This is a genomic window from Methylobacter svalbardensis, from assembly GCF_037671525.1.
Classification (GTDB): domain Bacteria; phylum Pseudomonadota; class Gammaproteobacteria; order Methylococcales; family Methylomonadaceae; genus Methylobacter_A; species Methylobacter_A svalbardensis.
Map to the genome: position 1 here is coordinate 64,606 of NZ_JAWPOH010000001.1, position 25,138 is coordinate 89,743.

General features: G+C 48.7%; 26 protein-coding genes. 20 read left to right on the top strand and 6 right to left on the bottom strand.

Annotated elements, in window-relative coordinates; genetic code table 11:
• The first annotated feature begins 14 nt into the window (after nt 1–14).
• From RW114_RS00335 to trmB, 3 genes are all read left to right on the top strand, one after another.
• A complete protein-coding gene (locus RW114_RS00335) occupies nt 15–1,103 on the top strand; it encodes a 3-deoxy-7-phosphoheptulonate synthase (protein WP_340120723.1) in 1,089 nt (362 codons plus the stop codon).
• Nucleotides 1,100–2,077: a sulfur carrier protein ThiS gene (gene thiS, locus RW114_RS00340; protein ID WP_340120724.1), complete on the top strand. Its 978-nt coding sequence runs from the start codon at nt 1,100–1,102 to the stop codon at nt 2,075–2,077. The genes RW114_RS00335 and thiS overlap by 4 nt, the downstream gene beginning before the upstream one ends.
• 340 nt (nt 2,078–2,417) lie before the next feature.
• Complete coding sequence (gene trmB, locus RW114_RS00345; protein WP_340120725.1) at nt 2,418–3,113, top strand: tRNA (guanosine(46)-N7)-methyltransferase TrmB; 696 nt, start codon at nt 2,418–2,420, stop codon at nt 3,111–3,113.
• Between the two features lie 91 nt (nt 3,114–3,204).
• On the opposite strand, the gene RW114_RS00350 is transcribed toward trmB, so the two are convergent.
• The 3 genes from RW114_RS00350 to hemW form a co-directional block, all read right to left on the bottom strand.
• Nucleotides 3,205–5,133 carry a dynamin family protein gene (locus tag RW114_RS00350; RefSeq protein WP_340120726.1) on the bottom strand — a complete coding sequence of 643 codons (1,929 nt, stop codon included), beginning with the start codon at nt 5,131–5,133 and terminating at the stop codon, nt 3,205–3,207.
• A gap of 159 nt (nt 5,134–5,292) precedes the next feature.
• Nucleotides 5,293–5,937 carry an orotate phosphoribosyltransferase gene (pyrE, locus tag RW114_RS00355; protein WP_340120727.1) on the bottom strand — a complete coding sequence of 215 codons (645 nt, stop codon included), beginning with the start codon at nt 5,935–5,937 and terminating at the stop codon, nt 5,293–5,295.
• A gap of 208 nt (nt 5,938–6,145) precedes the next feature.
• Nucleotides 6,146–7,291 carry a radical SAM family heme chaperone HemW gene (hemW, locus tag RW114_RS00360; protein ID WP_340120728.1) on the bottom strand — a complete coding sequence of 382 codons (1,146 nt, stop codon included), beginning with the start codon at nt 7,289–7,291 and terminating at the stop codon, nt 6,146–6,148.
• A 171-nt stretch (nt 7,292–7,462) separates the two neighbouring features.
• Between hemW and RW114_RS00365 the strand changes: the two genes are divergently transcribed.
• From RW114_RS00365 to RW114_RS00435, 15 genes are all read left to right on the top strand, one after another.
• Nucleotides 7,463–8,122, top strand: coding sequence for a response regulator (locus RW114_RS00365; protein WP_340120729.1), 660 nt, complete (start codon nt 7,463–7,465; stop codon nt 8,120–8,122).
• The gene (locus RW114_RS00370) at nt 8,122–9,723 is read left to right on the top strand and encodes an ATP-binding protein (protein ID WP_340120730.1); all 1,602 of its coding nucleotides are present in this window, start codon (nt 8,122–8,124) and stop codon (nt 9,721–9,723) included. Before RW114_RS00365 ends, RW114_RS00370 begins: the two co-directional genes overlap by 1 nt.
• A 36-nt stretch (nt 9,724–9,759) precedes the next feature.
• Nucleotides 9,760–10,662, top strand: a complete 903-nt coding sequence (locus RW114_RS00375) for an NAD(P)-dependent oxidoreductase (protein WP_479687015.1) — start codon at nt 9,760–9,762, stop codon at nt 10,660–10,662.
• Between the two features lie 77 nt (nt 10,663–10,739).
• Entirely contained in the window at nt 10,740–10,910 is a 171-nt protein-coding gene (locus RW114_RS00380) for a rubredoxin (protein WP_340120731.1), read from the top strand.
• 21 nt (nt 10,911–10,931) lie between these two features.
• The gene (locus RW114_RS00385) at nt 10,932–12,047 is read left to right on the top strand and encodes an NAD(P)/FAD-dependent oxidoreductase (RefSeq protein ID WP_340120732.1); all 1,116 of its coding nucleotides are present in this window, start codon (nt 10,932–10,934) and stop codon (nt 12,045–12,047) included.
• Nucleotides 12,048–12,143: 96 nt separating this feature from the next.
• Nucleotides 12,144–12,797 (top strand): 5,6-dimethylbenzimidazole synthase, encoded by a 654-nt coding sequence (bluB, locus tag RW114_RS00390; RefSeq protein ID WP_340120733.1) that lies wholly within the window; start codon nt 12,144–12,146, stop codon nt 12,795–12,797.
• Entirely contained in the window at nt 12,788–13,828 is a 1,041-nt protein-coding gene (gene cobT / locus RW114_RS00395; protein WP_340120734.1) for a nicotinate-nucleotide--dimethylbenzimidazole phosphoribosyltransferase, read from the top strand. Before bluB ends, cobT begins: the two co-directional genes overlap by 10 nt.
• 48 nt (nt 13,829–13,876) lie before the next feature.
• Nucleotides 13,877–14,089 (top strand): addiction module protein, encoded by a 213-nt coding sequence (locus RW114_RS00400; protein ID WP_340120735.1) that lies wholly within the window; start codon nt 13,877–13,879, stop codon nt 14,087–14,089.
• Nucleotides 14,090–14,142: 53 nt separating this feature from the next.
• On the top strand, nt 14,143–14,889 hold the full coding sequence (cobS, locus tag RW114_RS00405) for an adenosylcobinamide-GDP ribazoletransferase (RefSeq protein WP_340120736.1): 747 nt from the start codon (nt 14,143–14,145) through the stop codon (nt 14,887–14,889).
• A complete protein-coding gene (gene cobC, locus RW114_RS00410; protein WP_340120737.1) occupies nt 14,874–15,530 on the top strand; it encodes an alpha-ribazole phosphatase family protein in 657 nt (218 codons plus the stop codon). The genes cobS and cobC overlap by 16 nt, the downstream gene beginning before the upstream one ends.
• Nucleotides 15,530–16,549 carry an aminotransferase class I/II-fold pyridoxal phosphate-dependent enzyme gene (locus RW114_RS00415; RefSeq protein WP_340120738.1) on the top strand — a complete coding sequence of 340 codons (1,020 nt, stop codon included), beginning with the start codon at nt 15,530–15,532 and terminating at the stop codon, nt 16,547–16,549. Before cobC ends, RW114_RS00415 begins: the two co-directional genes overlap by 1 nt.
• 254 nt (nt 16,550–16,803) lie before the next feature.
• On the top strand, nt 16,804–18,204 hold the full coding sequence (locus RW114_RS00420; RefSeq protein ID WP_340120739.1) for a cobyric acid synthase: 1,401 nt from the start codon (nt 16,804–16,806) through the stop codon (nt 18,202–18,204).
• Nucleotides 18,204–19,100 carry an adenosylcobinamide-phosphate synthase CbiB gene (gene cbiB, locus RW114_RS00425; RefSeq protein ID WP_340120740.1) on the top strand — a complete coding sequence of 299 codons (897 nt, stop codon included), beginning with the start codon at nt 18,204–18,206 and terminating at the stop codon, nt 19,098–19,100. Before RW114_RS00420 ends, cbiB begins: the two co-directional genes overlap by 1 nt.
• Nucleotides 19,097–19,594, top strand: a complete 498-nt coding sequence (locus RW114_RS00430) for a bifunctional adenosylcobinamide kinase/adenosylcobinamide-phosphate guanylyltransferase (protein WP_340120741.1) — start codon at nt 19,097–19,099, stop codon at nt 19,592–19,594. Before cbiB ends, RW114_RS00430 begins: the two co-directional genes overlap by 4 nt.
• Before the next feature lie 128 nt (nt 19,595–19,722).
• The gene (locus tag RW114_RS00435; protein WP_340120742.1) at nt 19,723–20,721 is read left to right on the top strand and encodes a lytic murein transglycosylase; all 999 of its coding nucleotides are present in this window, start codon (nt 19,723–19,725) and stop codon (nt 20,719–20,721) included.
• Nucleotides 20,722–20,808: 87 nt separating this feature from the next.
• Here the strand turns inward: RW114_RS00435 and RW114_RS00440 are convergent, their stop codons facing one another.
• The 3 genes from RW114_RS00440 to RW114_RS00450 form a co-directional block, all read right to left on the bottom strand.
• A complete protein-coding gene (locus tag RW114_RS00440) occupies nt 20,809–21,972 on the bottom strand; it encodes a YncE family protein (protein WP_422614770.1) in 1,164 nt (387 codons plus the stop codon).
• Between the two features lie 159 nt (nt 21,973–22,131).
• Nucleotides 22,132–22,404 carry a DUF4242 domain-containing protein gene (locus RW114_RS00445; RefSeq protein ID WP_340120744.1) on the bottom strand — a complete coding sequence of 91 codons (273 nt, stop codon included), beginning with the start codon at nt 22,402–22,404 and terminating at the stop codon, nt 22,132–22,134.
• Nucleotides 22,405–22,463: 59 nt separating this feature from the next.
• On the bottom strand, nt 22,464–23,060 hold the full coding sequence (locus tag RW114_RS00450; protein WP_340120745.1) for a TetR/AcrR family transcriptional regulator: 597 nt from the start codon (nt 23,058–23,060) through the stop codon (nt 22,464–22,466).
• A gap of 293 nt (nt 23,061–23,353) precedes the next feature.
• Here RW114_RS00450 and RW114_RS00455 point away from each other — a divergent pair, with 293 nt between their 5' ends.
• Both RW114_RS00455 and RW114_RS00460 read left to right on the top strand, forming a co-directional pair.
• Entirely contained in the window at nt 23,354–23,875 is a 522-nt protein-coding gene (locus RW114_RS00455; protein WP_340120746.1) for a hypothetical protein, read from the top strand.
• A complete protein-coding gene (locus RW114_RS00460; RefSeq protein WP_340120747.1) occupies nt 23,868–25,070 on the top strand; it encodes a (Fe-S)-binding protein in 1,203 nt (400 codons plus the stop codon). The genes RW114_RS00455 and RW114_RS00460 overlap by 8 nt, the downstream gene beginning before the upstream one ends.
• Nucleotides 25,071–25,138 lie beyond the last annotated feature (68 nt).

Here is a 25,138-nt window from a genome sequence, read left to right on the forward strand (position 1 = left end):
GGGTTGAAAGCGTAATGCATACAAAATATAACACCGACGACTTGAGAATTTGTGGGACTACAGAAGTCATAGCCCCAGTTCAGGTTCATACTGAAATGCCGATTAGCGAGGCTGCGGCGCAAACCACTGCACTGGCCCGGCAGGATATCCACAAAATACTGGCCGGCCTGGATGATCGCCTGGTCGTGGTCGTGGGGCCCTGCTCCATTCATGATCCGATAGCCGCGCATGAATATGCCCGGCTGTTGAAAGCGGTTAAAGACGAGTTAATCGATGATCTGGTAATCGTGATGCGGGTCTATTTTGAGAAACCGCGCACCACGGTGGGCTGGAAAGGCCTGATTAACGACCCCGACCTGGATTCCAGTTTCAATATCAACAAGGGCCTGCGTATTGCCCGACACTTGTTGCTGGACGTGAACGAAGCGGGCGTTCCGGCCGCAACCGAATACCTGGACCTGATCACGCCGCAATATATTTCCGACCTGATCGCCTGGGGCGCCATCGGCGCCAGAACCACCGAAAGCCAGGGACACCGCGAGCTGGCATCGGGCGTGTCTTGCCCTATCGGCTTTAAAAACTCCACCGACGGCACCATAAAAATCGCCATCGATGCGATAGGCGCGGCGATGAGTCCGCACCACTTCATCTCGCTGAACAAAGCCGGTCATTCGGCCATTTTCTCAACCACCGGCAATGAAGACGTGCATATCATTTTACGAGGCGGCAATGATCGCCCGAATTATGATGCGGTCAGTGTGGAACAGGTCGCCGAAGGCCTGGTCAATGCCGAACTAAAGCCGAATATCATGATCGATTTCAGCCATGCCAATAGCTTGAAACAATGCCAGCGGCAGTTGATCGTCGGTGACGATGTCGCCGAACAAATTGCGGGCGGCGACCACCGGATTATGGGCGTGATGATCGAAAGTCACCTTAAGGCAGGCAGCCAAAAAGTTGTTGAAGGACAGCCGCTGGTCTACGGCCAAAGCATTACCGATGCCTGCTTGTCCTGGGATGATACGGTTCCGCTGCTAAGAGAGCTGGCGCAAGCGGTACAACAACGCAGAACCGTGGACACCAGCCGGAGTTTAATCAGATGATAGTTTATGTGAATGGCGAAACCCGCGACTGCACCGAAAACAGCACCGTTGCCGATGTGGTTAGCGATTTGGGCTTAACCGGCAAAAAAATTGCGATTGAACTGAATAAAGAAATTTTGCCGTTTCAACAATACGACACTCAGGTGCTACAGGCAGGGGATCGCCTGGAAATTGTGCATGCGATTGGCGGCGGCCAGGATGATTCTTTCATGCTCGCCGGGGTCAAGTATCACTCAAGATTATTGGTCGGCACCGGCAAATACAAGGACATGGAAGAAACCCGTTTGGCCATTGAGGCCAGCGGCGCGCAAATTGTGACGGTGGCGATTCGTCGTACCAATATCGGCCAGAATCCCGGCGAGCCCAATTTGCTGAATGTCATTTCGCCGGATAAATACACCATATTGCCCAATACCGCCGGTTGCTATACGGCCGAAGATGCAGTCAGAACCTGTCGCTTGGGCAGGGAATTGCTCGGCGGCCACAAGCTGGTCAAGCTGGAAGTATTGGCCGACCAACTGACCTTGTTTCCCGATGTCGCGGAAACTTATATCGCCGCCGAAATGCTGGTCAAAGACGGCTTTGATGTGATGGTCTACACCAATGACGACCCGATTGCCGCCAAAAGACTGGAAGACATTGGTTGCGTCGCGGTAATGCCGCTGGCCGCGCCGATTGGTTCGGGTTTGGGGGTGCGCAATCCTTATAACATTTTGACCATTGTCGAAAATGCCAGGGTGCCCATTTTGGTCGACGCCGGTGTCGGTACCGCTTCCGATGCCGCCATTGCGATGGAACTGGGTTGTGCCGGGGTATTGATGAATACCGCGATTGCCGCCGCTAAAAATCCGATACTGATGGCTTCGGCGATGCGCAAAGGCATCGAAGCCGGTCGTGAAGCATTTTTGGCCGGACGTATGCCGCGTAGGCGTTTTGCTTCGGCTTCATCGCCGATAGACGGCTTGTTTTTTTAATTTTGCCGGAATGCCCAACCCGCAATTTGTCCACGAAAAGCACAAAAGACACGAACAAACCAGCATGCAGTATTGGTTTAGCCATTCACCATTAGTGCGAAGATCGATACTCCGCATGGTCGAGCTTTCGGTTGTTGTAACTCACTGTAGGGTACGCTGTGCGTACCTTTTACGTTGAGTTTTATGGCAATTACTAAAAGTACGCACAGCGTATACTACAAAAAATACCGAAAATCTGACCGTATAAAGTATATAACTTGGCATCTCTTTGGAAATTTTCGTGCTTTTCGTGTCTTTCGTGGACGAAATGCTTTTTCTCAGCCTATAGCTCTTCGTTTTTATGCTCACTCCTGAACAAACTCCCCCACATAGAATCCGCAGCTTTACCCGCCGACAAGGGCGCATTACCCAAGGCCAACAATTGGCTTTGGATAGTCATTGGGACAAGTATTGTCTCGATCCTGATGTCAACTATGACTTTAACCAGGTCTTTGGCCGTGTAGCGCCGCTGATTGTTGAAATAGGTTTCGGTACCGGCGACAGCTTGGCGAAGATGGCGGCGGAAAATCCTGATAATGATTATATCGGCATTGAAGTGCATAAACCGGGTGTCGGGCATTTAATGCTGCTGCTGGATCAACATGGCCTGAGCAACGTCAGAATCTATTGCCACGATGCGATCGATATTATCGAGCACAAGATTGCCGACAATAGCCTGGCTGGAGTGCATTTGTTTTTTCCCGACCCGTGGCCGAAAAAGAAGCATCATAAACGGCGTATCGTCCGCCCCAGTTTTGTTGAACTATTAGCCAGAAAATTGCAGCCTGACGGTTATTTTCATGCGGCGACCGATTGGCAAAATTATGCCGAACACATGTTAAAAGTATTGTCGGCAGGAGTCGGCATCAGCAATACCAGCCCTACCGGGGACTATTGCGAACGCCAGGAATACCGTCCGTTAACCCGATTTGAGCAACGCGGCATTCGCTTGGGACATGGGGTATGGGATTTGATTTTCAGGAAAAAGAATATTTAAGGCTAAAGGCTAAAGGCTAAAGGCTAAAGGCTAAAGGCTAAAGGCTAAAGGCTAAAGGCTAAAGGCTAAAATAGCTTGAGCCTTAGCCTTTTTATCTGTCTACATCCAAGTGCATCATATTAATGATGAACTTCAGCTCGTCACGTTGCCGTTTTAACGGCTCCAGTTCTGCTTCAAGGCTGGCAATGTTTTCAATAATATTGCCTTTTGACTCGTTAATTTTTCTCAGCATTTGCAAGCGACCTTCAATTTGTTTTTTATGATCCTTAATTTGATGCATCAAAGGCGTTAATACCCCGTTACTCCATGTTGTCGCATCGGCATTCGCCTGTCTGATTATATTTCTGGCCTTGACGATCAGCGTGCCGTAAAGCTTGTTGATAACCACGCTTTGTTCCGACATCGTGGTTTTGGTGCTGGTTCGAAATACTTCACCTTCATCAAAAATCTGTTCCAGCTCAATCTGATAGTGTTTGATCGAAAACAACTGCGGTTCGATCTCCTTAAAGCCGTATTCATCCTTGAATTTTTTGTGTATCGCCTTGACCAATCGCCGGGTTTCATTGGTAATGTCGATAGAGTCCTGCAACAAATCACGTAACTCATCAAACAGTTTACGAATATTTTGCTTCATACCATAAGTTGTCAGGCTCTTAGCCATGTCGTGCTTAGTGGTTTTGATGATGTCATCAATTTTTTCTTTGGCGAATGAATCGATCAACATCTGCGCTTGGACGCCAAAAATCCGACGACTGGCCTGGAAGTTCTCGACATTGGCCATATAAAGATTTTGCCGGTCGCGCGTTTCCGCCATCAATTTTCCGGTCATATCCTGGTTTTGAAAATCGATTTTTTTAAATTCTTCAAGTTGTGCAATCGCATTTGCCAATGAGGTGCCGGTTAAGTTGGACGACTCATTAACCAGAAAACCGATGTCGCGAGTAATGGTTCCCAGCAGAATGTCTTTGCGCTGTTTCAAAATATCATTGGCAAGATAGTTTTCCAATGCGGCCAAACGGCTTTTTGCCAGCAAAGACTGATCGTCTTTAACCTTCGCAAGCAGGGCTTGTTTGGCTGAAACGGGGAAAATGACGTTCTCGTTGACTTTTAAAGTCGTCGCCGACGTTTTTATTTGTGAGCGTATCGAATCGTCATAGCCGTTTTCGTCGGCAAGATCATCCCACATCGCATCGATTTTATTCATCACTACGGCTAAACCCTGCTTATTGCCGCCCCGATTATGACAAACATGATTGTGCCACATTTCCAGGTCGCTTTTGGTAACGCCGGTATCGGCAGCAAGCACAAAAATAATGGCCTGAGCACTGGGTAACATGTTTAAGGTGAGTTCCGGCTCGGTTCCCAGTGCATTCAAGCCGGGCGTATCCAATATCGATAAGCCTGCTTTTAATAACGGGTGGGGGAAACTGATCAAGGCGTGGCGCCAGCAAGGAATTTCAACTTTTTCCGGATTGATTATACCTTGCTCTGCCGCTTCACGTTCATTCCACAAACCCAGTTTATCGGCAATGTCCCGATCAACCTGTTTGGTAGCGACTAGCTCCTTAAACGCTTCCTGCATTTGCGTCGGCGAAGTACAGTCAAGGTCAATCTGCGTCCAGCGATCCGGATTTTTTTTAAACTCAGCCAGTGAAATGTCTTCAAGCCGGCTTTCAATATTGAGCAGACGGATATAGTTACCGCCTTTTTCATCGTGAAAAAGTTCGGTGGGCGACATTGTTGTGCGACCCGGCGAAGACGGCAGCAATCTGACCCCTGTTTCAGCAAAAAACAGCGCGTTAATCAGTTCGGTTTTACCACGAGAAAACTCAGCAACAAAAGCCAGTGTGATCCTGTCCGCTTGCAGGCCATTAACAATATTTAAAAGGGTATCGGTGCTGTGAGCATCATTCATTCCATAGCGACTACGCCATTGATGATACATTTCTATAGCTTGAATCAGTTGTGCACGCCATTGCGAATATTCGTGTATTTGCTCTTTAAATTCCATATTGCTCATGGCATGCCTTTTTTTATTAACATGATTTTATCAGTTAACCGATATTGATAATTGTTCCATGCATCGCTCAACCGCCTTATCCATAGGGTCGTCAGATGACGGTGATTTTTTTTGGGTAATTGTAGTCTATATCTAAAGAACTGTTAGCTTAAGTATCGTTTAAATACCGTAAAGACCTTGATAAGCTTTTATCGCCTGAAGTAAAGACGCATCTTGGTCAGTATCAGCCGTTAAATAGTCAATAATATTTGCCAGGGTGATGATGGCAACCACCGGCATTGCAAATTGATTTTCAACTTCCGCAATAGCGGACATAGCATTTTGGCCTTTTTCCTGTCTATCCAGCGCAATTAATACGCCTGAAGGTGTTGCATGGGCATTTTTTATGATGTCTACCGACTCCCTGACTGAAGTACCGGCAGTTATCACATCGTCAAGTATCAGTACCTTGCCCTGTAACGGCGCCCCCACCAGACTGCCGCCCTCACCATGATCTTTGGCTTCTTTGCGATTAAAGGCAAAAGGAATATCTTCACCGGTTAACCGGGCATAGGCAATCGATGTTGCACTGACCAACGGAATGCCTTTATACGCAGGGCCGTAAAGAATATCCGGTTTAATGTCGGATTGAATCAATGCCTGGGCGTAAAACTCGCCTAATTTTCCCAATTGAGCGCCGGTATTGAATAATCCGGTATTGAAAAAATAAGGACTGGTACGGCCTGATTTTAACTGGAATTCGCCGAATTTGAGTACGCCGCATTCCAGCGCGTAGGAAATAAAGTCTTTTTGATAATCAAACATGATGTTATAGGGCTAAGGGCTAAGGGCTAAGGGCTAAGGGCTAAGGGCTAAGGGCTAAGGGCTAAGGGCTAAGGGCTAAGGGCTAAGGGCTAAGGGCTAAGGGCTAAGGGCTAAGGGCTAAGGGCTAAAAATTGTAATGCCCTTAAGCCTCAATGCAAGCTTTTTTCGCCATTCGCCATTCGCCCTTCGCCTTTATTTATTTCGTGGATCAATTGCCGTTTTCAGGAATGAATTTTTCTAAAATATTGTCCAGAAAATTCCAGCCGTGTTCTGAGCAATAATAATGATTATTCTGCCGGATAAGCAAACTCTGTGTCACACAAGCGGATAAAGCAGGCTCCAGTGTTGCCGCCGCAAGACCTGTTACTGCCTGATAAGCTTCCAACGTAAACCCCTGCTTCAGGCGCAAATGATTCATGATAAATTCTAAAGGCAGGTCTGTTACAGAAATAACGTCGGCGCCGCCGTTTTGATGCGAGCCCCTTAAATACTGTTCCGGGCTTTTGGCTTTAAAACTGCGAATAATTTGCTGAGGCAATGCTTGGCTGATCTTCCCGTGAGCGCCAGCGCCTATACCCAAATAATCGCCAAACTGCCAATAGTTTACATTATGCAGGCATTGCAAACCTTGTTTACTATAGGCAGAAACCTCATATTGTAGATAGCCCTGATCTGCCAATAGCTTCTGACACTGTTTTTGTGTGCTGAAGATGGTTTCATCATCAGGCAGTTTGGGCGGAAATTTATAAAAAAAAGTATTGGGCTCCAGGGTTAATTGGTAAAACGAAACATGGGTAGGCTTAAGGCTTATAGCGGTTTCTATATCTATTTTGCTGCTGTCCGGGCGTGCACCCGGCAAGCCGAACATCAAATCCAGGTTGAAGTTGTCAAAACCTGACTGGTGGGCAATCTCGGCAGCATGAATGGCTTCCTGCGCCGAATGAACGCGACCCAGTTTTCTTAATAGGGAGTTGTTAAAGCTTTGTATGCCGATCGATAAGCGGTTGATACCCAGAGCCCTGAACTCGGCAAATTTATGGCTCTCGAAAGTACCGGGATTGGCTTCAAGAGTGATTTCCAGCGACTCTTTAAGCACCAGCTGTTGCTCTATGCCGCGTAATAACCGGTCAATCGATTCGGGTGAAAACAGACTGGGCGTGCCGCCGCCGATAAAGATACTGTTGATCGGCCTAGTGATGTTATAGCGCTGTATATCGACGGCTAAATCATTCAGCAATGCGGTTATATAAGCGGATTCAGGCGTATCGGATTTAATCGCGTGTGAATTAAAATCGCAATAAGGACATTTTTGAATACACCAGGGGATGTGAATATAGAGACTAAGCGGAGGCAAGAGATTTTTTGCTATATAGTTTAAAATAGCAGTTAGTTTAACACGTGAGACTCTGATTAATAAGACGCCATGTCGGCTTTCAAGTCTACCTGGCACTTAAGTAGGACTTAACTTTGCTTGATTACGCTGATACCTTTTTGTTGATGACTAACTATTTTAAAGCGAGAACATATGCGACTGTTACTGGTTGAAGACGACGAAATACTGGGCGATGGACTGGTTGAAGGTTTAAAAATGGAAGGTTATGCGGTTGACTGGCTAACCAACGGCAAGCTTGCCAACGAGGCGCTGAAACTCAATTGCTATGAGCTGATCGTACTGGATCTGAACTTGCCGGACATGGAAGGCCTGGATATTTTGAAAGCGTTAAGATCGCGTAAAGATGAAACGCCGGTGATGGTGTTAACAGCCAAGGATACGGTTCCTGATCGCGTACTGGGCCTGGACAGCGGTGCCGATGATTTTGTCATTAAACCGTTCGAGCTGGATGAAGTTTGCGCACGGTTAAGAGCCTTGGCGAGAAGAAACGAGGGCCGCAGCGCTCCCAATATTGAATATAAAGGTATTGTTTTGGACCCTGCATCGCACCAAGTAACCTGGAACGATGAAAAGGTCGATCTGTCGCAAAAAGAATTTGAGATACTGAGCTTTTTAATGAGCAATATCGGCAAGGTTATTTCCCGCGCCCGGCTTGAAGAGAGCTTGTATTCATGGGATTCGGATGTGGAAAGCAATACCGTGGAGGTTCATATTCACCATCTGAGAAAAAAACTCGACCCGTCCATTATCCGCACCGTCAGGGGTGTGGGTTATATTATTGATGAAGATTAATGAATTATTCGCTACGCCAGCTGTTGTTGTTTAGCCTGCTTTCCGCATCGATGTTGATCTGGGGAGTGACGGCCTATATGAGTTATAAAGTCACCCGCGCCGAAGTTGCCAGCCTGTTTGACGCCGAATTGGCGCAATCGGCAAAAGTACTGCATGTGTTTGTCGAAAGCCTGGTGCGGGAAGGTTCACTATCCAAGCATTGGGCGCAAGCGCAAACCGACAGACGCCTGCACGTCAATACCAGGCGCAAACAAAAATCGCAAAGCGCCTTTCAGCTCTGGTCCAAAGGAGACAGTTTATTACTGCGCTCGGAAAAGTCACCTGAGTTTACGGTACTTGGATTTAACAAAAAAAGTGTTGATGATCAATTATGGGAGGTATTTGACGGACTTTTGGAATCAAGCACCTTCGGCCATAAATACGAAAGAAAAGTCGCTTTTCAGCTGTGGTCCAAAAATGACGGCTTATTGCTGCGCTCGGAAAGCGCACCATCGTTTGCTTTTTCCCCTACAGCCCTGGGTTTCAGCGAAACCGATATCGATGGACACTTGTGGCATGTGTTTAGCCTTGCCAGCTCAAATGGCGAATATATAATCCATGTCGGTCAGAAGGAAGAGATACGCGCCGAATTAACCGATGAATTATCGGCGCAATTGGTCATGCAATTTCTGGTCGGTTTACCGATTTTAGGCATCGTTATCTGGATTATTGTCGGGCATTCTTTAAAACCGCTTAATCGCCTGGAAATAGCACTATCCAGACGAGAAGCCAGTTTTCTTAAGCCGCTATCCAGTAAAAGGCTACCCAAGGAAATTATCCCGGTAGTCAATGAGATCAATACCCTGTTCGCCCAGCTTGAGCAGGCCTTTGAACATGAACGCCAGTTTACCGCCGATGCCTCACACGAATTAAGAACGCCGTTGGCCGGACTGCTCACCCAGGCCCAGGTTGCGATGCGTACCGGCGACGAAACCGTTCGACATCAGGCGCTAAAGAGAATAGAACAAGCCGTCAATCGCATGACCTACATGGTGCAACAGTTATTGACCTTCTCGCGCATTGAATCCGGCACTGAGTTTTTAGCCAAAGAAATCACGGTACTCAGTCGTGAGGTGATGCGCAATATTGCGGAACTGGATCCTGAGGCGCATAAAAAACGGATACACATGGAATACGATGAAGCTAATGCAATACCCATAGTAGCCAACACCCTGCTGATTAATATTTTGATCCGAAACATTATTGATAACGCGATCAAATATACGCCGAATAACGGCATGATCAGGGTTGCCGTGGTAGGCACGGCACAAAAAATGCTGCTGTGTGTTGAAGACTCTGGGCCAGGCATAGCGCCCAATCAATATAAGAAGTCACTACAACGATTTCATCGCTGCGTAGAAACAGCCAACAAAGCCCAAGGTACCGGACTGGGCTTTTCTATCGTACAACGCATTGCAGCGATACATGACGCTGAACTTGTTTTGGATGAATCCGATCTGGGCGGTTTGAAAGTTACCGTGGCATTTCCCTCGCCGCCAAGAACGGCGGCTAAAAAGAATCCCGGGAAATTAAGTTTTTTCACTCTCAAGAAAAGCGCTTGATACAGCGTTCGCGGCACCCAAACTTGAATCCCGGTGTTGGATCAAACTCATCATAAATTAAACAACCTGGAAAAAAATCACATGAAAGCAGGCATGATCGGCTTGGGTGCGATGGGTATCGGCATGGCGAGGAATATCGCAAAAGCCGGACACTTGACCGGCGTTTATAACCGCACGCCGGCAAAGATGCACAGCCTGTCCGAAGAATTGAAGGTCACAGCCTTCGCTCAGCCAGAAGAGCTTGCGGCAAACGTCGATATAGTGCTGCTTTGCGTCTCTACTGACCAGGATGTTTTAGCGCTAGTGGCAAGACTGGCAACCGCCATTAAGCCCGGATCGGTCGTCATCGATATGTCTACGGCTAGCTGCGACACCGCCAAACTAGCCGCCGCCATGTTGGCCGAAAAACAGGCGGCTTTTTTGGACGCGCCGGTATCCGGCGGCGTTGAAGGCGCTAAAAACGGCACACTGGCAATGATGGTCGGCGGTGACTTGGCTGCACTGGAACAAGCCCGTCCGGTACTGGAGGCCATGACCGGATGTATTATGCACATGGGCACCACCGGTTCAGGTCAGGCTACCAAGGCGGTCAACCAAATTATGGCGGCGGGCATCAATCAGGCGGTGACAGAAGCGCTGGCCTTTGCTCAAGCTCAAAACCTGCCTATGGATAAGGTGATCGAAGTCATCTCCGGCGGCGCAGCAGGCAACTGGTTTCTTCAACATCGCGGCCCGGCCATGACGCTAGGCATTTTTGCTCCGGGCTTTAAACTTGCGTTGCACCATAAAGACTTAAAAATCTGTCAACGCATGGCAAAACAATCCGGCGCATCGACCACGCTGATCGACATGACCATTGCCGATTATCAGCGGTTAATCGCGGAAGGTTACGGCAATGAGGATATTTCCGCACTGTATCGATTAAAAACTATAGACTGAAAGCCGTAGATTCGGATTGAAAATTAGCCTAGACTTGTTAAAGTCAGTGGTGTTTTAAATAGTTAACAAGGAATATCATGTCTGATTACAAAAAATACCAGTGCAGCGTTTGCGGCCATATTTATGATGAAGCGGAAGGCGACCCGGATACCGGTATTGCACCGGGTACCTTATGGAAAGATATCCCCGTCGATTGGCGTTGCCCCGAGTGCGGCGCAGAAAAAAGCGCACATGATTTAATGGACTAATCAATCTTACCGGGGAACAGCATGCAGATTGTTATAATCGGCTCAGGCGTAGCCGGTGTCAGTTTTGTCGAGAAGTACCGCGCGTTATCGGCCGATGATGACATTACCTTGGTAACCAGGGAGCATGACGGCTATTATTCGCGGCCGTTGCTGTCCCGCGGTTTCACCAAGGCCGATATTGAGCAGTCCATCATCCTGAAGCCTTTTGATAGGTTGCGCGAAAACAACATTAAGGTACTCTGCGGCGTGGAAGTAACGGCCATTAATCGCGCCGACAAATCCATTGCGATCAACGGTTCCTGGTCGCATCGGTTCCCTACCGATTGCGACACTTCTGACCTCCATGGATGGAGGGAATGCCGAGGACTGCCGGGAGCAGTCTCGGCCGCCATCCCTGGCAGTTGCCAGGAAAAAACGCTGCACTACGATAAACTGATACTTGCGCAAGGTTCTTCCGTATTCATTCCGCCGCCATTCAGGCCGTATGACCAGCTGTTTTTTTGTCTGAACAGCCTGGTCGATTTGAAAGCCTTGCGACAATTTCGGCAGGGTTTTTTAAATCAAAACCAGCGACCTGACTGGACGATTATCGGCGGCGGTTTAATCGGTTGCGAGGTGGCCTCCGATTTGGCGACGGCGGGCGATAAGGTTACCCTGTTTCATGCGATGGATCGGTTGATGGAGCGCCAACTGGCGGCCGAGGATTCGGTTTTGTTATTCAACGTATTACAGGATTCCGGCGTCAAGGTGCTGTTAAATCAGGCGGTACAGGAATTTATCAAGGAGGGGAGCAAGGTTTGCGTAAAAACCGAGGTGACGACCGAATTTGACGGGCTGATAGTCGCCTGCGGATTTAAGCCGCGCACCGAATTGGCGGAACTGGCGGGTCTCGAAATAGGCCGGGGCATCAAGGTCAATCAGCAGCTGCAGACCAGTGACGAGTCCATATACGCACTGGGCGATGTGGCCGAATTGCCGAACGGCAAGCTTTACGCCTTCATTTTGCCGATACGCAATCAGGCCTTATGGCTGGCGGAATTTCTGGCCGGGCAGCAATCAGAAAGCTGGACTCCGCCTGTTTTCACCACCAAAGCCAAAGTGCATGGTTTTAATGCCGTTCATCCGTATAATGTTTAACACAAAGTAGATGTATCTAGGCCAAAGGCGAAGGGCGAAAAAAACAGCTTTCGTCGTTCGCCTTTCGCCTTTCGCCTTTCGTCTTTTGCCTATAACATGACCCAAAACCGTTACTCCGATGCGGAATGTGCCGCCGTCTATCGCGCCATTTACGAGCGTCGCGATATGCGCCATTTTTTGCCAGACCCGATCGATCCCGAGCTGCTATTCCGCCTGCTTGATGCTGCGCATCATGCGCCCAGCGTCGGCTTTATGCAGCCGTGGCGGTTTATACGCATCAGCTGCCCGGAGCTTCGGAAATCCATACATACATTGGTCGAACAGGAGCGTATCCGCACCGCCAAGGCTTTGAAAGAACGCGAAAACGAGTTTATGAAGCTGAAAGTGGAAGGTATACTGGAATGTCCGGAAGTGCTGGTTGCCGCCTTGTGCGAGCAGCGGGAGCAATATATATTCGGCCGCCGCACCTTGCCGGAAATGGACCTGGCATCGCTGGCCTGCGCGATACAAAACATGTGGCTGGCGGCACGGGCGGAAGGCATAGGCCTGGGCTGGGTGTCGATGTTTGAACCGGAAGCCCTGAAAACCTTGTTAACCATGCCCCAAGACAGTCAGCCGTTCGCGGTTTTATGTCTGGGACATGTGGATAAATTCTACGACAAACCGATGCTGGAACAACAGCAATGGGCGAATCGTAAAGACCTTAAAGATTTATTATTTGAAAACGTTTGGAATACGCCGTGCCGCTAAATTTTGCAATCCCCCCGCTCAAAGCAACGCTTAGTGCCGCCTTACAAGCCAAAATCGACCAGAAAACCAAGCCGCTGGGTTCTCTGGGTCAATTGGAATCCCTGGCGTTACAGGTTGGGCGCTGTCAAAACAGCTTAACCCCGCAATTAAACAAACCGTGTATCCTTATCTTTGCCGGTGACCACGGTATTGTTGAGGTTGAAGCCGGAGTCAGCGCTTATCCGCAAACCGTTACTGCGCAGATGATCGCCAACTTTCTGGCTGGAGGCGCTGCAATCAGCGTTTTTGCCCGGCAACATAACATAGACTTATTAATAGTCGATGCGGGGGTCAATGCTGATTTGGACAGCCATCCCAAGCTGATAGCTGCAAAGATCGGCAAAGGCACGCAGAACTTTTTAACCCAGCCTGCGATGACCTTCGAGGAATGCGACCAAGCCGTGCAAGCCGGAGCGGATCAGGTTTTGCGTCAATACGAAAGCGGCTGCAACTGCATCGGTTTCGGCGAAATGGGTATCGGTAACACCTCATCCGCCGCCATGCTGATGCACCGTTTAACCGGTCTGTCGTTAGTGCGCTGCGTAGGCCGCGGTACCGGCTTAAATGACGGGCAGTTGCAACACAAGTTAATCGTATTGCAAAGGGCGCTAAATAAGCATAAGGATGCGACCGAGCCTTTAGACGTACTGGCCACGTTCGGCGGCTTTGAAATCGCGATGATGGTCGGGGCTTATCTTAAAGCCGCCGAACTGGGCATGCTTACTTTGGTCGACGGCTTTATTGCCGGCACCGCACTGTTAGTCGCTCACAAACTGCATCCTCAGGTGCTGGATTACTGCGTATTCAGCCATGTTTCCAGTGAGCAGGGGCATCAGGCTTTGTTAAATCAGCTCAATGCAAAACCCTTGCTGAACCTGAGATTACGCTTGGGCGAAGGTTCCGGTATTGCCCTTGCTTACCCGCTATTGCAATCGGCGGTGGTGTTTTTGAACGAGATGGCTACGTTTGCCGAGGCTGGGGTTGATCGTTGAAATCGGTTAAAGTTACACTCATTTTTTTAAACTCCCGGAGACATAACCATGCTTAGCAGCCAGGAACTTTACCAAAAGGTTAGCCATTTGCCGCCGTTAGAAAAGCTACGTTTGGCGGAATTATTGCTTGCCGATTTAGATGCACCCAATCCGGAAATCGATGCCATCTGGCGTGAAGAAGCCCAAAAAAGATGGCAAGTCTATAAAGCGGGTGAGCTAAACACAGTAAGCTACGAAGCGGTTATGCAAAAATACAAATGAAAATCGACAACTTGAAACCGCAAACTGAATTGGATAGATAGAGCATAACAACCATGCCCGATCTAAAACTATTCCTGTTAGCCCTCAGCTTCTACACCCGACTGCCCCATCCTAAAATACCGGATTACAAGCAGTTGCCTCAGGCAGCCGTTTATTTGCCGTTGATCGGCTGGTTGATTGGCGGCAGTTGCGCTTTAGTATTTTACTTGGCCGATTTAGTTTGGCCGCAGACTACGGCGGTAATCATGGCGCTAAGCGCCGGGATTTTTCTGACCGGTGCCTTGCATGAAGACGGCTTTGCCGATGTCTGCGACGGTTTCGGCGGCGGCATCAATAAACTGCGCATCCTGGAGATCATGAAAGACTCCCATACCGGCGTTTACGGCTTGCTCGGACTGCTGTTAATGCTGTTGCTGAAGATCAGTGTGCTGACCACAATGCCTGCCGCCGCAGTGTCTTTAGTGTTGCTGGCCGGACACAGCATCAGCCGCTTGTCGCCGCTGTTGCTGATGCAACGCTATACTTATGCGCGTGGAAATGACAGCAAATCATCGGGCGCAGTTTATCAACCTGATTTTCAGGAATTGGCTTTTGCCACAGTCACAGCGCTGTTGCCATTGGCGTTGCTACCTGTCTGGTGTGCGCCGGCAATTATCTCCGTATTGGTTGCGACCATCTTTCTGGGGCGTTATTTTTACCGCCATATCGGCGGCTATACCGGTGACTGCCTGGGCGCAAGTCAGCAAGTTGCCGAGACTGTTTTTTATTTAAGCGTGAGTGCCTTATGGATATTTATTTAATTCGTCATACCCAAACCGCTACCGATCCGGGGCTGTGTTACGGGCAAAGCAATATTGCCTTGGCGGATAGTTTTCTCAACGAGATGAATGATCTGCATGACAAACTGCCCGAGTTTGACGATGACTGTAAAGTTTTCAGCAGTCCGTTAACGCGCTGCCTGCAATTGGCTGAAACCTTTTCAGACACGGTAACCACCGATCCGCGTTTGCAGGAGCTTGATTTTGGCGACTGGGAAGGCAAGCGCTTTGACGACATTGACGCCGATGTTTTGCAGCATTGGACCAATAACTTTGTGACTGCCGCGCCGCCAAACGGCGAGAATTTTGAAGATTTATATCAGCGTGCCGGCAGCTTTTGGCAGGATTTATTAGCCTCGGCAACTGCTCCATGCGTTGCTCTACCTCCTGCATCCGTGCAGTCGACCGAAGCTTCCGCTCCTGCTCACGCCCCTCGCCTACGTCCTGTAGGCGAAGCGGAACAGGTTTTGGTGATCACTCATGCGGGCGTCATTCGCGCCTTGCTGGCGCGCGCGTTAAATCTGCCCTTAGCCAATGCGTTTCAACTGCGGATTGATTCCGGTTCCGTGCACAAACTGCGGCAAGTTGACGATTATCTTTACGTCGAATACATCAACTTATAATGAACCACGGCGGCAATATTTACCAGTATGCCCGGAGAATCGGCTGCCTGCCGGAACAGGTGCTGGATTTTTCGGCCAATATCAACCCGGTGCAGGCGGTCGATTTAAGTTGTTTGCAAAAGGTGCAGCTCAGGCCTTATGCCGACCCTGATTACGGCCTGTTGAAACAGGCGATCAGGCAGCGTTACCCTTATCCGTCTGGCGTTGATATTGAACCGTTTAACGGCGCGAGTGCGGCCATCTTCGCCTTGTTGCGCAGCTTGCAGCCGCAAGACCTGGTTTTGTATGCGCCTTTGTATGGCGAATATGCGCATATTGCCGAAGAACTGGGTTGCAATGTGCAACACATCGACCGATTCAATCGGCTTATGGCGGATATTCCCGCACACAGCACGGTGATTTTTGTTAATCCGTCCACGCCGGACGGTCAGCTTTACGATCTGCAAGAGCTGTTGGCATCATGGCAGGCAGCAGCTTGCACCATTATTATTGATGAATCGTTCCTGGATTTCTGCGAGGCCGATTCGATTGCACAACACATAAGGCATTACGACAAACTTTATGTAATCAAATCGTTAAGCAAGTTTTACGGCTGCGCCGGTATCCGCATCGGCTTTATCCTGGCGGCGACAGCGGCGATAAAGGAACTGCAACGCTTTGAACCTGCATGGAAGCTGTCCAGTCTGGATATGGCCTATATGCAGCAGGCGCTGGCAAATACCGGATTCATCGAACAGACCCGTCAGCAGACCGCGCATTTGCGGGGTTTGCTGCATCAGGCACTGCAAGATTCAGGTTTGTTCGATAAGATTTATCCGGGACAGGCCAATTTTCTGCTGGCACGCTTGGCAGACGGCGGCAGCGGTTATCAGTTGCAGGCGCAATTGGAATCGTCACGGATTTTAATCCGCGTCTGCGACAATTTTGCCGGTTTGGATAAAAGTTATCTGCGTTTTGCGGTCAAGAATGAACAGGCCATAGCCCGACTTGCCAGCAGTTTTAAGAACGTTAAAAAATAAAAAACTCATCACGAAGAACATGAATGCTTTATCCCAGAAAAAACAATTAGTCCACGAAAAACACAAAAAGCACGAAAATGTTAAAAGACATACCAAGCTGTAGATCGTTACCCAAAAGGTGAATACCTTAATTAATTTAATATATTGATTTATTTCGTGACTTTCGTGTTTTTCGTGGATAAATCGCCGTTTTTAGGCTCATGTTTTTTCTTCATGCCTTCGTGGTGCATAAATCCCTTTAAAAGAAACTACCAATGAATCCATTAGCCGTATTCGGCACCAGTTCAGATGCCGGAAAAACCACGCTGGTCATGGCCTTGTGTCGGATTTTTGCCGACCAGGGCTTAAAAGTCGCACCGTTTAAGGCGCAAAACGTGTCCAATAATTCGGCGGTTACCAAAGAAGGCCGGGAAATTTCCAGGGCACAATGCCTGCAAGCCGAGGCCGCACGCGTCGAACCGAGTTATCTGTTTAACCCGGTGCTGCTTAAATCGCACGGCAACGGTTCGGTGCAGGTGATTGTCAACGGCCTGGTTTATCAAAACCAGTCGATTGCCGCCTATTATACTGAAATCGACAACCTGAAACAGCAGGTCAAGCAGGCGTTTTCAGCGCTCAAGCAGGACTATGATCTGATCATCGCAGAAGGCGCTGGGTCGCCGGTCGAGTTGAATTTATTAAACAAGGATTTGTCCAATACCTTTGTCGCCAACAGTTTCAACAGCAAAAATATCCTGGTCGCAGACATCGAACGCGGCGGCGTGTTTGCGTCGATTTACGGCACCCTGGAGCTGATGGACCCGGTCATGCGCAGCAATCTGATCGGGGTGGTGATCAACAAGTTTCGCGGCGACCGGCGCTTTTTCGACGAGGGCGAAAAAATCATCACCGAACGCTTCGGCGTTCCCGTTTTAGGCGTGTTGCCGTTTAAACCGCTGAATATCGACATGGAAGATTCCCAGTCGCTACGCAATTACCAGCAACGTCTGCTTGATGCCAAAATCCGCGTTGCGGTGATCGCCTATCCGGGTTTGAGCAATTATAACGATCTCGATGTATTGATGGGCGACCCCGAGCTTTATGTCGAACTGATCCACGCCTACCGTCCGCTGGCAGGTTTCGACATGGTGCTGTTGCCGGGCAGCAAAACCGTGATCCGCGATTTGCAATGGCTGAAAAAGCAGGGCTTGTTCGAGGAACTTTTGCAGTTCAATAAGCCGGTGTTCGGCATCTGCGGCGGCTATCAAATGCTCTGCCAAAATCTGCATGATCCTGATGCGATTGAGCATGAAATAGCCATTGTCGAAGCGGGCTTGAATTTCATTGACGATACCGTGCTTTATCAGAATCCTAAAATACTCGCACGCGGACACTATCCGCTGTTTTCATACGCCGAGATTCATGGTTATGAAATCCATTGCGGACGCATCGATAAATACCCGCTGTATTATCAGAGTAGACTATTTTGCGGCACCCATGTGCATGGCGTTTTTGATCACAACGCGTTTCGTACCGATTACTTTAAGGCCATTAATCCGCAGTATCAGGGTTATAGCTATGGCCATTATCGCGAAGCCGAAATTCAGGGCTTTGCCGATATGGTTGCGGAAAATCTGGATATAGCCGCTATTTTACAGGCGTTACAGGCAGACTGATGTTTTTTAAATTGGCGATTTTGGCGTATCTTGTCGATCTATTTTTTGGCGAATTCCCCTGCAAACACCCGGTGGTATGGATGGGTGATTTTATTAGTGCGTTCGAGCGGCGTTTTTACGGCGACCGTATTTTGCCCGGTACACTATTGGTGACCGGCTTAATCGCACTGACTCTGTTGATAAGCGTCACGCTGGTTACTCTGTGCGATCTTTTGCCGCCCTGGTTGTCGCTGCTGGTTTTGGCGGTGCTTGCCTCCACCGGTCTGGCCATGAATATGCTGCACGAAAGCGTCGCCGCACTGTTAACCGCCGAGCAGCCCAAGCAGGCGTTACGCTATATGGTCAGCCGCGATACCGAAGACATGAGCGACATCGAAATCTATAAAGCAGGCCTTGAAACCTGGGCGGAAAATCTCAGCGACGGCGTGATTGCGCCGCTGTTTTATCTGCTGTTGTTCGGCCTGCCGGGGCTTGCCGTGTATAAAGCCATTAACACCATGGATTCGATGATTGCCTATAAAACCGGGCGATATTTTTATTTCGGCAAAACGGCGGCGATAGTCGACGATATAGCCAATTACATTCCTGCCCGGCTGACCGCATTGCTGATTGTGTCATTGGCGCAAGACAAGCAACGCGCCTGGCAATGTCTACGGCGCGACGGCAAAAAGATGGAAAGCCCCAATGCCGGATACCCGATTGCAGCAATGGCCGGTGCGTTGGGCGTAGCGTTGGGCGGCGATGCCAGCTATCACGGCCAAGTCAAACATAAACCCACGCTGGGTTTGCCTATCCATCCGGTCGATAAATCCGCATTAAACCAAGCATTGCAAATGAAAATGGGCATAAATATAATGATTCTGGCTCTATTGGCAATAGGAGTGGGGTTGTCATGAAAACACTGTTCATAGGCGGCATCAAAAGCGGCAAATCGCGGTTGGCGGAAGCCTTTATTTTAGAGCAGGCGGCAACGGAAAAACCTTACTATCTGGCGACGACAGAATTTGTTGATGACGAAATGCAAGCGCGGATACAGATTCATCAACAGCGCCGTCAGGACTTATTTGTTACGCTGGAAGAACCCGTTAAGCTGTTTGAAGCCGTGCAAAAATGCCGGGGACCGGTGCTGATTGAATGTGTGTCGATGTGGCTAAACAACCAGCTTTATCACCAAATCCCCGAGGGGGATATTTTGCAGGAACTGGAAGCAGTGCTACAGTTAACCGGTGACATGGTATTAGTACACAACGAAGTCGGGCTGAGCGTTGTCGCCGACAACCGCCTGGCCAGGCAGTTTGTAGACCTGTCCGGCAAAGCCGCCCAATTAATGGGACAACACTGCGCTCAGGTGTATTTTTGCAGCGCCGGCTTAACAGTGAAAATGAAATAGATACTCCTGTTAAATCATTGACCGGAAGTCTTTTACTTTTTTAAAAATTTGTCTAATCCCTGCCATCCATGTTCTATTATCTGTAAATAATGACTACTTCATATCGTTTAACCACAAAAGAGACCACCGTGAAAAATACAGGCTATAAACGCTTATTCAAACTGGCTTTGGCATTAGCGCTTACCGGATGCTCCAGCAATCCGACCGTTAAAACCGCCGCGCCACATGCCAATACCGCCACTATCGCCACTATTCCCGAACGGACTCATGATTATCAAGCGCCGGGTTTAACCGGAACTTACGCCAATTCGTTGCCGGTGCAGAACTTTATCCGCCATATGGTGCTTAAACATCGTTTTTCGGAAAGCTATTTGAACGGCTTGTTTTCACAGGCCAAGCGCTTGGACTATGTTATTCGCCTGGAAAATCCGCCGCCATACCACGGCCCCAAACCTGCTCACCCAACAATGGGCAGTTGGACGCGCTATCGCCAGCAATTTGTTACCGAGGCGCATATATCTAATGGCGTAGCTTTTTGGACAAGCAATGCCGGTGCTATCCAGAAAGCCAGCGTAACTTACGGTGTCGATCCCGAATATATTGTTGCGATTATCGGCGTGGAAACTTTTTTTGGCCGCAATGTTGGCAAGACGTGCATTTTGGATGCTTTAACCACGCTGTCATTTGACACCCAACGACGCGCCAAATTTTTTGCCACGGAACTGGAAAATTTCTTGCTGATGACCCGTGAAGAAAGCTACGAGCCGCTTCAGCCGGTTGGATCATGGGCCGGCGCGATGGGCTTGGGGCAATTTATGCCCAGCAGTTTCCGCAGACTGGCCGTCGATTTCAACAACGATGGACATCGTAATCTCTGGGAGAACTTTGATGCGATTGGCAGTGTAGCGAATTATTTTTCCCATAGCGGCTGGCAAAACAACATGCCGGTAGCGGAACAAACCAAAGCTTATAGCGGTGGATCATCCATTGAACTGAGTGTCACTCAGGGTAGCGAATACTGGCGCATCCACCCCAATTTTAAAGTCATCAAGAAATACAATAACAGCGATAAATACGCGATGGCGGTGCATCAATTGGCGCAGGCTATTAAACAGCGGTATTTATAACCGATGTTATTCAATTTTGGTAATGGGTTAAATCTGTAGACCGGACATGCAGGGTACACGTATGTACCCTGCACCTCTACGCAGTTTTTAATGCGCAGTATCGTGATGCCATCTCGGCATTAGAATGATACTGTTAGGGTTAAGCCCTTGTTTTTTCAGTGTGTCGATGGTAGCTATCACTTCCTGCTTATTCAAGTCGATTACGCTGATTGACCCATCGCTCATATCCGGCAAATTTATAAAACTGTTCTGCACGATCGCATACTGTTCATCGGGTGAAAGCACCACATGATGAGCGCCGCCCGCTGTCGGTATGGCCTTAATCAATTTCGGTTTCAACACGGACTCGCTGATGTCGAAAATATTGAAATAACCGGGATTGGCGGTGGTGATGTACATACGGTCATGCTGGTCATTGAAATAGATTTCCAACGGTACGCCCTGTTTTACAGCGTTAAAGTCAAACACTTGCTCAAAGTCGAAATTCTTGTTGTCAGCATTCCAGATGCCCGTCCACAGTCCGCCACCGAACATGGTGTTGATGTAGGCCAACGGCGGGTTCGATCCGGGCAGGAAAACCGCTTCTACCGGTGCAGAACCGGAAGGCGAGGGTTTGTCGGACAGTTTATGGCTGGATAACACCTTGCCGCTGGAAGCTTCGATAACGGTGACGGTTTCTCCTGCATCGCCGAGATCCGACGGACGCACGGTGCTGGTGACCATGATGCGGTCGATGTCGTCATTGATGCTGATACCGTGCGGATAACGGATAAAAGCGTTTTCCGCATCGGCGGCAATCACCTTGATCTGTTTATCGGTTTGCGCATCGCCGACGATCACGTTACTTGAACCCATGCAGGTTAAATACCAGGTTTTATTGTCGCTGGAGAAGACGACATCTTCACCCACTTTACAGTCAGGCACATCGATTTTTTTGGGGCGGTAAGGCTGACGGGTCATGTCCATCGCATGCAGCGCGCCGTTGTCTAAAGAGGTAATGTAAGCCTTGCTGAGGTCTTTATTGTAGAAGATATGATGGGCGACTAAATCAGTCGGCAACGGAATATCGTTAAGGATTTTAGCGAAATTTTTTGAGGTAGGATCAACGTCAATAATCGCAATGCCTTCGCGCCTTGGCGTTTGGCCTGGTTTGCTTTCGTAATTAACCATCGCCAGTATTTGCGCCTGCGCCAGCATCGGACTAAGCAGCGCTGTACAAACAAACAAGGAGCGGGCCGTTTTTATTAACATTTTTGTAGTCATCGTAGTTTCTCTGATTCTGTTAGTTGACGAAGCTGGTCTTCCTTTATGCCTCTGGATGCCCCAATGCCGTTTAATTAAGCCGCATATCGGTAGAGATTACCGGAACGACGAGTATTCTTAACTCAACGACATTGGGAGACTAATAGGTCATTCAGCAGTGGTAGGATCAATCATGGATCTGATTTGGGAAATGCGGTTGGCCGGGAATCCGCCTTTTTCGGCATGCTCTCTAACCGTTGCTTCATCCGGGGCGATGTAGACGCAATAGACTTTGTCGTCGGTCACGTAGCTTTCCACCCACTGGATTTTCGGTCCCATTTCGCAAAGAATGCTGCATGATTTTTGGGAAATGTCTTGTAACTCGCGATAAGCTAATGCACCTGCGCCGGGGATTTCGCGTTCGATAATATATTTTGGCATCTGTATCTCCTGGTTAATGATAAAAAATAATGGGGCTGCTTTTTAAAGCGCAATCGGAATCACGCTTTAAAAAAATCCCCTAATAAATCCTGACAACACTGCTTAAGCGGTGCCGACGATTTTTCGATTTTCATTCTTAATAAAGCACCCTGCCAAGTATTTACCAGCAAATCGGACATCTCTTCAGCCGACTTATCGGTTCTTACCGTGCCTTGTTGTTGCGCCTTGGCCAAACCTGATTGCAATACATTCCGATAGCGGTTGACCGCAGATTGCAGCGATTTTTGACAAAGATCGCTGGTATCGCCGATTTCGCCCATTAAATTGCCCAACAGACAACCGCCTTTGAAGTTCGCTTTCTCCAGTTCGACAATCCCCTCATTAAAATAACGCTGCAAGGCACCGAGCGCGTCACTTTCAGATTGCTGTAAATGCCCGGTCAATTGCTGAATAAACGGCTCGATATAGTGCTGAATGACCTCCGCGCCGAAATTTTCTTTACTGCCGAAATAATTGTAAAAAGAGCCTTTGGGGATTTGCACCGCATCCAGAATTTCTTTCAGTCCGGTGCCGTGATAGCCCTGCTCCATCAGCAAGGTTACCCCCTGATTTAACAGATTTTCGCGGTTGATTTGTTTTTTTGTGATTGCAATCATGGCGTAATAATACGACCGGTTGTCTCATATTGTCAAAAGGTTTTACCTTAAAAAGAGGCTCAAGGCTCAATCTAAAAAACGGCGATCGATCCACGAAAAGCACGAAAGACACGAACGTTATAGGCAAGCCATCACTTTTTGAACGGACATATAGCCAGACACATCTCCCTGAATATTTTCGTGCTTTTCGTGTTTTTTGTGGACAACCTATAATCCCGGCACTAACAAATTCAAGCTACATAGCAACAGGGTTTGGTATCATAGACTGTTACACCCACTTAACAGGAAACAACATGGGGAACCCGGTTGAACGCAAACAATCAAAGCCTGATCTTATCCTGCCTTGGCTCATTGTGGGCATGATGCTTACCATGCTGGCGGCTTATATTATTGTTTGTCATACCTTGGGCGAACAGCTGCGGCAGCCATTGCCTGAAGCTCGGCGGGTGCTGATTAGAACTGTATTGTATATTGTTGCGATCGCGACCTTTCCGCTGACTAACCTGATCCGACACATTCAACTGCGCTTGAATCAAACCATGCCTCTGCCTGACGTCACTCATCAACACGACTTTTACACCGAGGACGGCATAGTTGCATTGGCAAAAAACCGTTACCTAGTCACTATTATCGTTTCGATGTCGCTGATTGAAGTTGTCGGCGTTTTCGGTCTGATTATGTTTGTGCTGGGCGACGGTTTCAACACCTTGTACATCTTCACCGGTCTGTCCGCGCTGGGGCTGTTTTTATACCGGCCGAAAACCGACGAATACTCCGCAATAATTAAAGCAATGACCGTACAACACCATGAATAATTTATTAGCCGACGCTGACATCTGCGTCAAATGCGGTTTATGTCTGCCACATTGTCCCACCTACACTCAAACCCAAAACGAAAACGAATCTCCCCGGGGGCGCATTGCGTTAATTCAGGCTTGGGCAGGCCGGCATCTGGGAACATCAAAAAAGCTGGTTGAGCATATCGACAACTGCCTGTTATGCCGTTCTTGTGAACGGGTTTGTCCTGCTGTCGTGCCTTATGGGCGATTGATTAACAACTTTCGCGAACAAATCAGGGAGGAACGCGATGCGACGCTGTCGGTGTCGCTATTAAAAAGAGTCTCCCATAACAAAACCACCGCGCGTCTGGCGCAATCGGGTTTAAGGCTTTACCAAACCACTCGCTTGCAAAAAATGGCTCGCTCGCTAAACTTGCCCGGATTGTTAAGACTGGACAAGGTTGATCGCCTATTACCCGATTATCATGAGCCCACAGCATTGGCGCCGCATTATCCGGCAACTACCGAAATCAGGGGCAACGTAGGCTTGTTTATAGGCTGCATGGGGGCTTTGCTGGATCATCAGACCGTCAATGCGGCCATCAAGGTGTTAACCGCAGCAGGATTTAATGTCTCCGTACCCGAACGGCAAGGCTGTTGCGGCGCACTGGATTTGCATGATGGCGATAAAGGAACTTACGATCGCCTGGCGGCAACCAATTGCGGTGCTTTTGCCGATAACAACCTGGATGCGATAGTCACCATCGCCAGCGGTTGCGGCAGTCAGATGCAGGAATATCAACAGGCTGAATTTGCCGGAAAAGTGGTTGATATCAGTCAGTTTTTAATCAAATCAGGCTGTAATCTTAGCGAGCAACTGCTGCCATTGACTGCATCGGTGTGCCTGCATACACCGTGTTCGTTAAAAAACGTGATGCGCGAGGAGCAAGGAGCGCTAAAGTTACTGCAACAAATCCCCGGTATTAAAATATCACCGCTGCCTGCAACGGTACAATGCTGTGGTTCAGCGGGCAGTTATATGCTGGATCATCCGCAAATGGCCGATGCCTTGTTAGGCGACCTATTGGAAGCCGCTTTACAGCAGCCTCCCGAATATCTGCTCAGCTCCAACATTGGCTGCGCTTTGCATATAGCGGCGGGACTCAGGGAGCGTGGAATCGTACTGGAAGTGCTGCATCCGATTACTTTAATTGCGCGGCAATTAAAGTAATCGGATCTGTCGCTAAAAAAATGAACGTTTATAAACAATAATTAAAGCGTAAAGGGCGACCTCCCGGT

Excerpts from the sequence above, each read along its gene's own strand:
- RW114_RS00335 (WP_340120723.1), top strand. The coding sequence starts at position 15 with ATGCATACAAAATATAACACCGACGACTTGAGAATTTGTGGGACTACA.
- thiS (WP_340120724.1), top strand. The coding sequence starts at position 1,100 with ATGATAGTTTATGTGAATGGCGAAACCCGCGACTGCACCGAAAACAGC.
- trmB (WP_340120725.1), top strand. The coding sequence starts at position 2,418 with ATGCTCACTCCTGAACAAACTCCCCCACATAGAATCCGCAGCTTTACC.
- RW114_RS00350 (WP_340120726.1), bottom strand. The coding sequence starts at position 5,133 with ATGAGCAATATGGAATTTAAAGAGCAAATACACGAATATTCGCAATGG.
- pyrE (WP_340120727.1), bottom strand. The coding sequence starts at position 5,937 with ATGTTTGATTATCAAAAAGACTTTATTTCCTACGCGCTGGAATGCGGC.
- RW114_RS00365 (WP_340120729.1), top strand. The coding sequence starts at position 7,463 with ATGCGACTGTTACTGGTTGAAGACGACGAAATACTGGGCGATGGACTG.
- RW114_RS00370 (WP_340120730.1), top strand. The coding sequence starts at position 8,122 with ATGAATTATTCGCTACGCCAGCTGTTGTTGTTTAGCCTGCTTTCCGCA.
- RW114_RS00380 (WP_340120731.1), top strand. The coding sequence starts at position 10,740 with ATGTCTGATTACAAAAAATACCAGTGCAGCGTTTGCGGCCATATTTAT.
- RW114_RS00385 (WP_340120732.1), top strand. The coding sequence starts at position 10,932 with ATGCAGATTGTTATAATCGGCTCAGGCGTAGCCGGTGTCAGTTTTGTC.
- bluB (WP_340120733.1), top strand. The coding sequence starts at position 12,144 with ATGACCCAAAACCGTTACTCCGATGCGGAATGTGCCGCCGTCTATCGC.
- RW114_RS00400 (WP_340120735.1), top strand. The coding sequence starts at position 13,877 with ATGCTTAGCAGCCAGGAACTTTACCAAAAGGTTAGCCATTTGCCGCCG.
- cobS (WP_340120736.1), top strand. The coding sequence starts at position 14,143 with ATGCCCGATCTAAAACTATTCCTGTTAGCCCTCAGCTTCTACACCCGA.
- cobC (WP_340120737.1), top strand. The coding sequence starts at position 14,874 with ATGGATATTTATTTAATTCGTCATACCCAAACCGCTACCGATCCGGGG.
- RW114_RS00415 (WP_340120738.1), top strand. The coding sequence starts at position 15,530 with ATGAACCACGGCGGCAATATTTACCAGTATGCCCGGAGAATCGGCTGC.
- RW114_RS00420 (WP_340120739.1), top strand. The coding sequence starts at position 16,804 with ATGAATCCATTAGCCGTATTCGGCACCAGTTCAGATGCCGGAAAAACC.
- cbiB (WP_340120740.1), top strand. The coding sequence starts at position 18,204 with ATGTTTTTTAAATTGGCGATTTTGGCGTATCTTGTCGATCTATTTTTT.
- RW114_RS00430 (WP_340120741.1), top strand. The coding sequence starts at position 19,097 with ATGAAAACACTGTTCATAGGCGGCATCAAAAGCGGCAAATCGCGGTTG.
- RW114_RS00440 (WP_422614770.1), bottom strand. The coding sequence starts at position 21,972 with ATGTTAATAAAAACGGCCCGCTCCTTGTTTGTTTGTACAGCGCTGCTT.
- RW114_RS00445 (WP_340120744.1), bottom strand. The coding sequence starts at position 22,404 with ATGCCAAAATATATTATCGAACGCGAAATCCCCGGCGCAGGTGCATTA.
- RW114_RS00450 (WP_340120745.1), bottom strand. The coding sequence starts at position 23,060 with ATGATTGCAATCACAAAAAAACAAATCAACCGCGAAAATCTGTTAAAT.
- RW114_RS00455 (WP_340120746.1), top strand. The coding sequence starts at position 23,354 with ATGGGGAACCCGGTTGAACGCAAACAATCAAAGCCTGATCTTATCCTG.
- RW114_RS00460 (WP_340120747.1), top strand. The coding sequence starts at position 23,868 with ATGAATAATTTATTAGCCGACGCTGACATCTGCGTCAAATGCGGTTTA.